The sequence below is a fragment of the Candidatus Magnetaquicoccus inordinatus genome (assembly GCF_004217665.1).
Lineage (GTDB): Bacteria > Pseudomonadota > Magnetococcia > Magnetococcales > Magnetaquicoccaceae > Magnetaquicoccus > Magnetaquicoccus inordinatus.
Genome location: NZ_RXIU01000110.1, coordinates 1 through 12,150, shown reverse-complemented (window position 1 = coordinate 12,150; position 12,150 = coordinate 1). Strand labels below are relative to the sequence as shown.

Sequence of the window (12,150 nt, the reverse complement as noted above, 5' to 3'; positions counted from 1 at the left end):
GATCAACTGCTCGGCAGAATAATGGCACTCTCGATAGGCCCCACTCAACACAGCGCTCACACGACCCTCTCTGTCAGGGGAAGAGTGACCAGCAACAAGGTTGCGATCCAGCAACCATTGGCTGGTCAGCGTGGGCACACCCAGCAGCGGTGCGGGCAAAAAGAGAGTATGCGGATAACGCAGATGAATGGAGACAATCGGTGCGCTTTGCAAAGCTGTGAGCTGTTGTTGTTGAGGGCACTGTGGCAACAGACGCCGCAAGGCACCATGGGGCAAAGCAGCGATGACCGCTTTCGGTGCAGACCAAGAGCCTTGGTCGGTATGTACCGCTTGCAGTGCGGCGCCAGAAAACTCCAGATGGCGCACCCGACAGCGACAAATGACTTTGCCACCAGCCTGTTGGATAGCTTGCACGGCCGGGCCTGCCAACAACTGTGACAAGGGAACGGCAGGCAGCATAGGTAACATGGCTTGGCTGCCACCAAACAACAGCTTTTGCAGCACAGAGGCAAACAGAGCGGCATTGGCCGAGGCAGCCGGTTCGTTGAGAGTTGCCAGACACAAAGGATACCATAGCCGTTGACAGAGGCGTTGGCTTTGCTGATGGCGCAGCAACCATTGGGTAACGCTCTCATTTTCCCAACGTTCCAGCGGGTCGCGCAGAGCAGCGCGCAGACGCCATACCGGCAGGCGATCAGGCAATGACAAACCAGGTAAAGAGAACAGGAGAGAGAGCAGATGCCATGGGGCAGGCCACTGCGCTGTCGAGAGGCGATAATGACCCCACTGCGCATCCCAAAAGGCCAATTCAGGATGTTTGGGAGAGCACAGAAGGTGACGGCATCCCAGACGTTCCAACAGTTTCAGGGTATGGGTATAGGCTCCCAGCAAAAGGTGTGGTCCATGATCCAACTCTTCGTCGAGTTGGGAATCCCAATAGGAGCGTGCACGACCACCGGGCTCTGGAGCCGCTTCGAGAAGCACAGGACGCAATCCGGCATCAATCAAGCGCAAAGCGGCAGCCAATCCGGCTACACCTGCTCCCAGAATCAAAGGCTCTGCAAAGGAGGTACTGTGCAGAGACTCCGCAGAAGAGCGGTTATACATTAAGCGGTGCGGATGGTTGAACGACCTTCATCGGCCAAAATTGCCAATACTCGTTGCCGCCACAGTTGTTGGAACTGCTCCTGTTGCACGACAGAGGCCTGCCGGGAGAGCACCAGAGGTAGCAGTTGGCCCATGGCGGGGGCGGGTGGAAAAGCTTCGGGAGAATAGAACAAGGCAACGGATTGGCCGGTACTGATGCGTTCAAAATGAAAGGGATCGGCTGAGGGCAGACTGGCAAAGTGCATTAAACCACTCCGCACATATTGACCGGCCAAACCGTGAAAACCATTTTGTGCCGCCGCCCCGGTCAAAAGGGTAAAGATTTGGCTGATTGGACCGTTGACGCCCTGCCCAACCGGACCGGGCAGAGTCACGCGCATATCTCCTCTGACCGGAATGGTTTCGGGAAAGAGAGCTTCTGCAGCCATTTTGGCCAACAAAAAGGCCCCGGCTACGGTTGGGCAGGCATGACCAGCCAACTTGACGGCATCTGTGAAAGAGTAGGTAAAACAACCATCACCGGCCCCAAGCAGATGTCCGAGAGGATCATAGAGAGTAAGGGAGGGCTTATCTGGAAACATGATGGTTTTATTCTTTTTTCTCTGGAGAGGAGAACGAAGCGGAATGGATCTCTTTGAGCTCTTCCGCTTGATAGACAACAACTCGGTTACGTCCACTCTCTTTTGCTTGATAGAGAGCGAGATCGGCACGTTTAATCACATCGTTGATGCTGTCGCCATCGTCGGGGAAGCAGGCCACACCGATAGAGACGGTACGGCGCAACACCACGCCATTGGTGGGAATGCGCAGATTTTCCACGGCAGCACGAATACGTTCGGCCATGGCCGCACCCACTGCGGCATCATTGCCTTGCAAAATGACCAAAAACTCCTCCCCACCAAAACGAATAACCAGGTCGGAACTACGTACCACTTGGGAGTGGAGAATTTTGGCAAAGGCTTTGAGGACATTATCTCCTGCTTCATGGCCCCAGGTATCGTTGACCTCTTTGAAATGGTCCAAATCCAACACCAACACAGCCAACTGGGTTTTTCCACGTTTGGTGGTGGAATCCAGAGTCACCACATACTCTTCCAGGAAACGGCGGTTGTGCAGAGTGGTTAAAGGATCGCGCAGGGAGGATTCACGCAAGGTATCGAGCAGACGTTTTGCCTCGACGGTTGAAGCAGACTCTCTGAGAAAGACCTGGATAAAAGGCAACAAGACCTGATACAGATGGCCATGATGCTGTTCGACGACGATTTGCACCACATTACCGACCACCCCGGAATGGATGATCGGAATACAGAGATGCCCGACCCCTGTACCGGCTTGTTCACGCGCAAAACAGGGGCAGATATAGGCATCCTGGAAGGAGTGCACAATATGTCCGGTACGTTGTGCCCGACACGCATCGGCACGCACCAAGACCCGATCGAGACACCAGCGACACTCCGCAATATTTTCACCATCCACCAACACCGGACGCATATGATTGGTGCTGGGGGTGGCCTCATAAATGGAAAAATGTTGGATCCAGAATTGATCCATCAACACGCGACCGATGCGCATGTAGACATCCTGCACCGAATGGTCCTCTTCCACAGCCTGTTTGAACTGAGCAACTTCCAGCAACACCTCCACCATTTCGGTCGTGGTGGTGATCATATTGGTGTTGCCTTGCAGCTCATAGTTGAGCAGACGGGCAATATCGCGGTTGATTGTTCCCAGATCCCGTTGCAGATGTCCCATCAAACTGTTGAGATCTGAGGCAATTTGTCCAATTTCATCGGCGCCGTGATACTCCAGGCGACCGGAAAAATCACCGCCCCGGGCATGGGCTACCACCTTTTGCACACCACGGGCAGTGCGCACCATGCGCGACAATTGCCAACGAAACAAAAGGGTGAAGATGACTCCAAATACCGCCATCACCCCGATCATGATAGCAATGGTGGTAAGCGCTTTGTTTTGCATATCTGCCAGAGAGAGTTCGATAGTGACCGCACCCAAGACCGTGCCATCTGTCACCTGATGGCAACTGAGACAGTTTGGTTCCCCCTCAAGGCGGGCGACAAAGGCGACTGTACCGCGAAAGACTGGCGAGTTGCTCTCACCAGCGATACGAAAATCGGATTGACCAGTAGCCAAAACTTGGCGTTCGATTTCATCGGCAGCCTGCTCCATGGCCAGACCGACACCAAACTGTTTGTCAACCGCTGGACCCCGTACCACCCGCACCATCAGCAGGCCCGGCACATCGGTCAAGCGGCGCATAAACTGTTGTCGGTCGCGAATCACATTATTGATCATCGATTCCGTCAGACTGACCCGCACCACCTCAGCAACCGAACGGACATGTTCGGAAGCGGTATAGAGAGAAAATTGTCGAAAGAAGAAAAGGCTACCCAAGGTAATCAAGACAACCATGGCCAGCGACAGAAAGGCGGTCAAGAGAGTGGTTTTGGATTGCAGATTCATAAGGTCAGAATACCCGTCACGCGCACATAAATGGAGAGAGACATCCTATCTCGCAAAAACCGCACCGACACCAACAGCAGTATGAAAGATTCTGTTACCGTATACAATGGAAATACCGATGCCCCGAGAGTATTGCGAACAAAATGTGCATGATTTTTGCTGTACAGGTTTTATTGCTTGCCAAGCAATGACACCAGAGAGGTGTGCGCTGAGGATCCCGATGAATAATAAAATTATCAATAATCATTTCGAGTACTTTCAGAAATGTTCGTCAGCGTTACATTCCTTTACATATTGTTGAATTGTATATACAGTGACAAAGTGCAAATATGCGCAAGCGCATCGGTAACACACCATTGCCACCGGGAGAGGTTGAGGGAGCGGTTATGAACAGTGCCAGACTGGGATTACGTTTCAAGGTTATGCTGCTACTGGTGAGCACCTTATTGGTATTGGTGGGCTTAAGTGGCCAAATGACCTCTGGAAAACATCTCCAGGCCCAAGAAGCAGCGATGCACACCGAACTTGCCCAGTTGGTGGTATTGACAGGCAGTTGGGTGCATGAAGGGCAGAAGGAGCGTGGTTTAAGCTCTGGTTATATCTCCAGTGGACGCAAGCGTTTTCAGGCAGAGTTGGAGACACAGAGAGGAAAAACGGATCTGGCCCGGCAGGCATGGCAGAGCTGGTTTGAAAAAGGCATGTGGAAGCAGTTCAATCCCATTTTGCAGAGCAGTGTGGAGCGTTCTGCGGCTGTTGCTGAACAGTTGCAGCAGGTGCGCCGGGATGTAGATCACAGTTCCTCTGCTGCGAAGGAGTTGGTGGGACGTTACACCACACAATTGGGCACCTTGTTGAGCATGATTGCCGAATTGCCCAAACATGCGCGGGATGTGGAGTTGACAGCGCGTACCCTGTCCTATGGCTATCTGGTCGCTGGCAAAGAGTTGGCAGGACAGGAGAGGGCTTTGATGATGGCGGTATTTACCGCAGATCGTTTTGATCCCGAACAGTTACAAAAATATTCCCAACTGGTCGGCGGTCAGGGCATCTATTTTGCCATTTTACAAGAGTTGATTACTGCAGAACAACTGACTCTGCTCAAGGAGTGGCTCTCCTCTGCGGCGGAAGGAGAGGTGACACGCATTCGCAAACAGGTATTTGCCCGTGCTGGCACAGGTGGCTTTGGGATAGATGCCGGGCAGTGGTTTCAGACGGCAACTGTGCGGATCAACCTGATGAAAGATTTGGAAGATCGTCTGGCACACGATCTGGGAGAGCTGGCTTCGGCACTGGAAAAACAGGCAACCCGGGCCTTTTGGAGCTTTTTGCTGGCTACCTGTCTTGTGGTGGGCAGCCTGTTATTGATCATTACCCGTGGCATGAAGGTGGTTGGGATTACTGTCCAAGGAATATTGGATGGTTTGCATAAACTGCGTGAAGGAGATCTGACCGGTCGCATTGTTTTGGGTAAAGGTCGTGATGAATTAAGCACCATTGCCGAAGGCATCAACAGAATGGCTGAGGCGATGAGCAGCAATCTGAAAACGGTACAAAACGAAGCTGATTCATTGGTGGGAGTTGCCGATGAATTGGTCATATTGCGTCGCAATCTCGATCAGGAGGCGCAAGCCACGCATACTTTGGCCCAGAATGTAGTGGTAGAAAATGTGCGCCTGGATAATGAACTACAGCAATTAAAGCAGGATATTGATCTGGCTGCCGAACGGGTGGATCGGGTCTTTCAAACGGCTCAGGTATCAGCCCACGACATCAAAGAGAGTGCGGCTGCCACGGAACATGCCAGCAAAAATGTCGGGGCCATGGCTGCTGCAGCCGAAGAGATGACTGCCAGCTTATCAGGGGTCAATGATCATTTGGGACGGGTTGCTGTAGAGGTCAACCGGGTAGCGGACAGTGTGCGTTCTTTGGATCAATTATCACAGGATATTCGTACCCAATGCGACTTGGCGGAAACGGTCTCTGCACATGCTTCCAAATCATCCCACAACACATTGATGATTATTGATGCATTGAAACGTTCCACAGATGAAATTGGCGATGTGGTCAAGTTGATTCACTCCATTGCCGAACAGACCAGCATGTTGGCGATCAATGCAGCGATTGAGGCGGCCAGGGCGGGTGAAAGCGGTAAAGGCTTTGCGGTGGTAGCCGCCGAAGTCCGGGAGTTGGCACGGCAGACGGGGGATGCCACGCGCGCGATTGGGGAGAAGACCAGCACCATCCGGGAAAAGACCCAACAAGTGGTGGAAGCGACGCGCGAGGTTGGTGATTTAATTCAACAAATTGGCACAGGCACCCATGCCATCGGTGTTGCGGTTGATCACCAGTGTTTGGCTGTGGAGGAGATCAATCAAGCGATGGGACAAGTGGCCAACTCGTCGCAAGAGGTCACCCGTAGCGCCAGTGAGTTGGGTCATGCCTCTCAAGAGGTGGCCCATCGGGCACACGAAGCCGCCAAAGGCACCGAAGAGATTGCCCAAGCGGCAGTAGTCATGGCAGGGCATGCCGGCCAGGTAGCGGATAACAGTGCCATGGCGCGTAACAAAGTGGAATCGATGCGTCATGCGGCAGGAGAGATTTTTGCAGCCTCTGCGGAGGTGCAGAAGATGATGCTGCAAACGATGCAGCATATTGATTCCTTAACCGCATCGGTCAACCAATCCAGCCGATTAATGGATGCCTTGCATGGCAGCAGTCAATCGTTACGGCACGCCCAAGAGGGATGGCAGTTGGAATAGGCAGATGCGTGTCTAAAAAAATTTTTACACTTGGGTGTAAAGTGTAAAAAAATATTTTCCACTATGATCTTTTACAGCACAAGAGAGGGGGTTGCGGAAGCGTTGTGGTTTCTGTCTGGCAAATTGGTCAGGTTACTATTTAATTAATATAGTAAAAATCAACTTGGCAAACTAATTGCTGCTTATACAATCAAGTCATGCCGTGCCCTGCAGGGCACCATCAAGTTAATCGGATTTGTGGAGAATATCATGCCTGTTCCGACCGTTTCCTCCCCCTCTCGTTTATCAAAGCTGGATTTGGCAACTGTCATTCGCAGCGCGATTGATGAAACCATTATCGCATTTTTTACAACCGACATTGAGTTGAAAGTCGGGCCGGCCATCATCACCTCTGAGGGACAAGAGTATCAACCGCCGCAGGCGGAGGTGACTGCGATAGTTGGCTTAAGTGGCACAATGGAGGGTGGGGTACATTTATCGGCACCGATGCACACCGCGCTTGGTTTGGCGATCTCCTTTTCAGGAGAAACGCTGGAGAGTTTTGATGCAACAGCACGGGATGCGTTGGGAGAGTTGGCAAATATTATCGCCGGAGCAGTCAAGGAGCGGATTAGTGATGCAATTTATCTCACCCCACCCAAGGTGGTCACGGGAGTCAATCTGACTGTTGACTATACCAAGGCGCTGGAAAGCACCAAATGTTATTTTCGTACTCTGCATGGACCCTTTTTTGTGGAGGTTTTTTATAATATTTAGCCTGCTCAGGATCCTGGATTTTTCAGACGCCAGGCAAAAACCAGAGCAGAAGGCAGAACAGCAACAGCTCCAAAAAGCTGCTCCACACCAACAAACGGGTAATACGTCGGGGAGCGGGCGCCAGAGTGGGCAACCAATCGAGATAGCGATTGAGCAGTGGCACCCAACCAAAGCGACGGCGCCATAACAGATCACGTCGTATGGCCTTGCCCCAAGCAAACAGGCTGTGGTCAATCTCCTGCAGCGCAAATGGTGGCGCATCGCCCTCAGGCAGGGGATGGTAAAACTCCTGGAGAGTCATAGTGATTGCGGATGGGCTATAAGGTTCCCAGGTCAATTGCACGGTTTTTTTCCAGCCGCTGTCATATTCCAGCCACCAGCCCCTTGGCAAGGGGTGCCAAGTCAATTGTCGTGATGCCTCTATTCCATTCATCTCGTTCAAAAAGTGCATACGGACGCACCATCCATCAACCAGCGCTCCCCCATCTTCCTGCCAACAATCGAGCCGCAGAAAAGGATTCAGACGGAAAAGATGTTCCAGACGCAGGACATGCGCAGAGAAGCTCTCTGGGGTATATCCAGGCAGATGCAAGGTGATCCATGCGCCATTATTGCTCTCTGTGTGCTCCATACAACCGACTATTGACCTGGATAAGAATTTCGCTAGAATGGGGGAGTCAACGCTCGGCGGGCGTCGTCTAATGGCAGGGCCTAAGCTTCCCAAGCTTAAGGCGGGGGTTCGATTCCCCTCGCCCGCTCCACTCTCCTCTCCGCACTGCGCACCTATTGCAACTCCCTCTGCCAACGCGGCAGGACTCATTGCTGGTTTGCAGACACAACATGGTCTCTGCTTGACACTACCCATGTCGATCGTGGTATGCCGCTGCCGATATTGCAACACATTTTTTGCAATCAGGTCCAGGAACTCTCTACCCAAGCATCTGGAACTATTCTTCTGCTGCAATCGTCAGAGTTGTATATTGGCCAAGAATGTTCCCTTTTTGACCATAGCATCTGCGCGCAAATGGAGCAATTTATGGTGACACAGCCATCTCTTGGCAAAACCATTACAGAAAACAGACAATGCCTCTTTGTCTTTCCCATCAAGGCAGTCAATCGGTTTATTATAGAAAATTGTCAATCATTATAGATACATAAAATCAAATACACAGACAAAAAAGCAGTTTAATGGCGGCTGCTGATTGTTGCAGGACAAACGCATAATTTTGGGATATACTGAGGGATTGAGATGAATTATTTACCTGGTAAAACGATGTTTTCGACAGACCAATCTTTCATGGATCCACCCATCCCAGATCCCGCATACCAACTGACCACCTTGGCCAATGGTTTGCTGGTCGCTACCTTCCCTATGCCTTGGCTGCATGAAGTGGGCGTGACCCTGGTTGTCCGTGCTGGAAGCCGCTATGAAGCAGAAGATCAGACCGGTATTGCCCATTTTCTGGAACATATGCTCTTCAAGGGCACACACTCCATCCCCGATCCAACCGCGTTGCACGCCCGTTTGGAATCGATGGCTGCCGATATGAATGCCGCTACGGGTCAGGAGAGCAATGCCTATTGGATCACTCTACCGCCCCGTTATCTCAGCAACGGTTTCACACTATTTTGTGAGATGTTTACCCAACCGCTTCTGGCTGGCATCGAAACCGAACGGCAGGTGATCCTGGAAGAGATGCGCGAGGATGAAAATGAAAAGGGCGAAAACATCAACCCAGTCACCTTGGCCGGATGTTATTTGTGGCCGGATCATCCATTGGCACGCTCGGTTTTGGGGACACGAGAAAGCATAAAAGAGATCGATAATGCAGCGTTGCGTGCCTATTTGCAGCGCCATTATTGCGGAGCAAACATGGCCGTCGCCTTCTGCGGCCCCGTAGAGCATGCACAGGCTGTCCAATTGACAGAACGCTGCCTGGGAGCGCTGCCCGTCGGCAGCCGACAAAACCAACTGCCTCCCTCGCCCATGCGCCCTGGTCCACATTGGATAGCCGCCGACGATCAAATTTCACAGTTTACGTTAAACCTGTTTTTTCGCTGCGGCGGCTATCAGGATGCGTTTTTCTATCATGTTGCTGCCCTGCGTCGCCTGTTGGACGACGGCTTTTCTTCGCGTCTGCATGCTTCGCTGCGTGAACAACGCGGCTTGGTGTATGATGTTTGGTCTTCGTTGACCGGCCACTCGGATACAGGAGTGTTGGAGGTAGGGGCAACAGTCTCGTTGGAAAATTTGCCCATTGTTTATGCGGCGCTTTTGGAACAGTTGCAACGCCTGATAGACTCTCCGCCGGATGCGGAAGAGTGGCAACGCCTGATGACGCGCTGGCATGCCAACCTGATGACCACTCTGGATCGCCCCTCTGAATTGCTCGAGCGCTATGTCTCCGATCGACTGTTTGATACCATGGAATCCCTGCCAGAGGCATGGCAACGTATTGAGCAAGTAACTCCCGAACAACTGCCTCAGGTTGCCAAAACGCTGTTACACCCAAGCAACCGGGTTCTGGTTTTGGTCGGTCCGCATGCACGCAAAAAAATGGCACTTTTGCAGGCAATAAAATAGCAGATGCCCGGGAGATAACTTCAACACAACCGCGAAATCAGGGCATCCGCGCGCAACAATCCCGCTTCTGTCAGATATACCCGTTCGGTATCCCACGCAATCCATCCGGCCTCACGCCAATGTGACAAAGGCACACTCTGCCTGTGCAGCAGATCCAGGCCAGTCACCTGCCGGTAGAGAGCACGATTGACCCCCTCACTATAGCGCAATCCCAAAAGAATGATCTCTTGGCCCACCTCCTCTGCTGTGAGCAACTGGGTTTGCCAAAAAGGATGCGCGGCCTCTTGTACAGGGTCGCCTGCCATGGCCGCAAGATAGCCTGCCACCGTAGGAGGATTTTGCGTGCGCTCTCTGCCTCCATCCACACGACTCCATTTGCCATGGGCGGCAGTACCCACACCAAGATAGTCTCCATACGCCCAATAGTTGCAATTGTGTCGGCAACGCATTCCCTCCCGGGCATAGTTGCTGATCTCATATCCTGGCCAACCCCCTGCAGCCAGTTGTGCACGAGTCTGCACAAACAGTTGCTCCTCTCTCTCTTCACCAACTGGTGCCCAAAGCGCCTGCTGCAAACCTCTGTATAGCGGGGTTCCCTTCTCCACGGTCAACGTATAACAAGAGAGATGCTGCAGGCCCCAACCCATCGCTTCGTCAAGCTCTCGTTGCCAAGCGGCAACGGTTTGCTCCGGCGTGGCATAGATTAAATCTATACTCACTGCAGGAAAGGCAACCTGTTGGGCATGCGCAATGGCCTGGCGGGCAGTCGCCACATTGTGGGGGCGCTGCAACCAGGTCAGACGCTGCTCATCCAATGCCTGAATCCCCAGACTGAGCCGCGTGATTCCCAGTTGACGCCAGGCACGCATCTTTTCCAAACCAGCCGATTCAGGGTTGGCTTCCAGGGTGATTTCGCATCCTTCGGCCACAGGCCATAAGCTGTACACACAAGACAACAGCGCTTCGATATAACGGGGTGCCAGCAGCGAAGGGGTTCCCCCACCAAAAAATATGGCTTGCAAGGGGCGCCGATCTTCGGCCAATTGCTGGCGACGCCAAAATAATTCCTTTTGTACTGCAAGCACATACTCCTCCTCTGGCCACGGCTGTAACACCTCCGAACGAAAATCACAATAGGGACATTTTTGCTGACAAAAAGGAATATGAATATACAGTGTCAGCGCCGGCAGTACATAATTATTCTCATTCATTTTGCATATATTTCCGCTGAAGTCATTCACAAGGCGCAATTTCTGCTGAAATACTTCATATTAGTTATTTATAAAAACTCAGCTACACTATACGTCGTTTGCACTCTGTTGGCCATAGATAAGCGCTCTTTCCAGTGTCAACAGACAGATCTCACACTCAACGATCGGGAATAAACATGTATAATAAAAAAGATTTCCAAACACGTAAACTTCCTACCACATTGGATGGCATGCTCTTTGTGACCCTGCGCGTCAGCCAATCGACCACCGGCAATGGACAACTTATTTATCAGGGTTATGCCTTTCCTGGCAGTAACGAACAGGATGCTGTGTGGTTGATTCAACGCACCACGATTGGCAACGATGATACGGTGGTCACCTTGTTTGCCAATGGCGAGGCAAAGTTTGACCAGGTATGGGCCAATCATACCCAACTGAACTATGCGTGAGGTGATCCATGAGCTCCGTTCAATATGATCCATTAGCGCATGGTTTGCGTTTGGCAAGTGCTGGCAGCGGTGGAGAGGGCTTAAGCTCGGGGCAGGTGGCAGCAATTGCTGATGCCCGCATCAATGCCATGGCCAGCTTGCCCTCCGCTGCTGTCTCTGCTTTGACCACGACACAAGTGGCCGGACTCACCGCGACTGCCATCAACACCTTGGCTGATGCCCGCATCAATGCCATGACCAGCTTGCCCTCCGCTGCTGTCTCTGCCTTGACTACGGCACAAGTGGCTGGATTAACCCATAGCAACATTCTGGCAATCACCTCTACACAACACAATGCGCTGACCACAACACAGGTGGCCGAACTCGGCTCAATCCATATTGCCGCCTTGACCACAGTTGCTCTGCAGGGTTTGAGTGCTGCACAGGTTGCGGCGCTGCCATTGGCTGCCCTCAGCGGTCTGACCTCGGCCCAGATGGGTGCGCTCACTACAACTGCCCTGCAAGGAATCACGGCCACGCAAATGGCAGCGCTTCCGACCGCGGCATTGGCCGGACTAACCAGCACACAGATCAATGCACTTGGTGCTGTCTCATTATCGTCAACCCAAACCGTGTCTGGCAACAAAACATTTACTGGTCAACTGCTGGTGCAGGAGATACAGGAAAAAGCAGCTCGTTCGGCGACAGCAATGGATACAACAGTCCATTTTGATGTGTTGACTCAACCAACTGAACTTTAGAGTCGCAACCATCCAATCCAAGATCGTTTGATTCGTGGAAAGTGTGGTGTGCAAGTGAGAAAT

General features: G+C 52.2%; 10 protein-coding genes and 1 tRNA gene. 6 read left to right on the top strand and 5 right to left on the bottom strand.

Annotated elements, in window-relative coordinates:
• From hpnE to EJP87_RS09385, 3 genes are all read right to left on the bottom strand, one after another.
• Positions 1-1,053, bottom strand: a 1,053-nt coding sequence (gene hpnE, locus EJP87_RS09395) for a hydroxysqualene dehydroxylase HpnE (RefSeq protein WP_227657553.1), incomplete at its 3' end; no start/stop codon positions are given.
• A gap of 53 nt (positions 1,054-1,106) precedes the next feature.
• Entirely contained in the window at positions 1,107-1,688 is a 582-nt protein-coding gene (locus tag EJP87_RS09390) for a hypothetical protein (protein ID WP_130471609.1), read from the bottom strand.
• 7 nt (positions 1,689-1,695) lie between these two features.
• Positions 1,696-3,588 (bottom strand): diguanylate cyclase, encoded by a 1,893-nt coding sequence (locus EJP87_RS09385; protein WP_130471608.1) that lies wholly within the window; start codon positions 3,586-3,588, stop codon positions 1,696-1,698.
• 386 nt (positions 3,589-3,974) lie between these two features.
• Here EJP87_RS09385 and EJP87_RS09380 point away from each other — a divergent pair, with 386 nt between their 5' ends.
• Together EJP87_RS09380 and EJP87_RS09375 are read left to right on the top strand one after the other, a co-directional pair.
• A complete protein-coding gene (locus EJP87_RS09380) occupies positions 3,975-6,347 on the top strand; it encodes a methyl-accepting chemotaxis protein (protein WP_193771265.1) in 2,373 nt (790 codons plus the stop codon).
• Positions 6,348-6,596: 249 nt separating this feature from the next.
• A complete protein-coding gene (locus EJP87_RS09375; RefSeq protein ID WP_130471606.1) occupies positions 6,597-7,103 on the top strand; it encodes a chemotaxis protein CheX in 507 nt (168 codons plus the stop codon).
• A 22-nt stretch (positions 7,104-7,125) separates the two neighbouring features.
• Here EJP87_RS09375 and EJP87_RS09370 read toward each other — a convergent pair whose 3' ends face one another.
• Positions 7,126-7,734, bottom strand: a complete 609-nt coding sequence (locus EJP87_RS09370) for a hypothetical protein (RefSeq protein WP_130471605.1) — start codon at positions 7,732-7,734, stop codon at positions 7,126-7,128.
• Positions 7,735-7,790: 56 nt separating this feature from the next.
• On the opposite strand from EJP87_RS09370, the gene EJP87_RS09365 reads away from it, so the two are divergent.
• Positions 7,791-7,864, top strand: a tRNA-Gly gene (locus EJP87_RS09365).
• Between the two features lie 488 nt (positions 7,865-8,352).
• The gene (locus EJP87_RS09360; RefSeq protein WP_130471604.1) at positions 8,353-9,687 is read left to right on the top strand and encodes a M16 family metallopeptidase; all 1,335 of its coding nucleotides are present in this window, start codon (positions 8,353-8,355) and stop codon (positions 9,685-9,687) included.
• Between the two features lie 20 nt (positions 9,688-9,707).
• Here EJP87_RS09360 and hemW read toward each other — a convergent pair whose 3' ends face one another.
• On the bottom strand, positions 9,708-10,898 hold the full coding sequence (hemW, locus tag EJP87_RS09355) for a radical SAM family heme chaperone HemW (RefSeq protein ID WP_130471603.1): 1,191 nt from the start codon (positions 10,896-10,898) through the stop codon (positions 9,708-9,710).
• A 176-nt stretch (positions 10,899-11,074) separates the two neighbouring features.
• Between hemW and EJP87_RS09350 the strand changes: the two genes are divergently transcribed.
• A complete protein-coding gene (locus tag EJP87_RS09350; RefSeq protein WP_130471602.1) occupies positions 11,075-11,347 on the top strand; it encodes a hypothetical protein in 273 nt (90 codons plus the stop codon).
• 8 nt (positions 11,348-11,355) lie between these two features.
• Positions 11,356-12,087: a hypothetical protein gene (locus EJP87_RS09345; RefSeq protein ID WP_130471601.1), complete on the top strand. Its 732-nt coding sequence runs from the start codon at positions 11,356-11,358 to the stop codon at positions 12,085-12,087.
• Positions 12,088-12,150 lie beyond the last annotated feature (63 nt).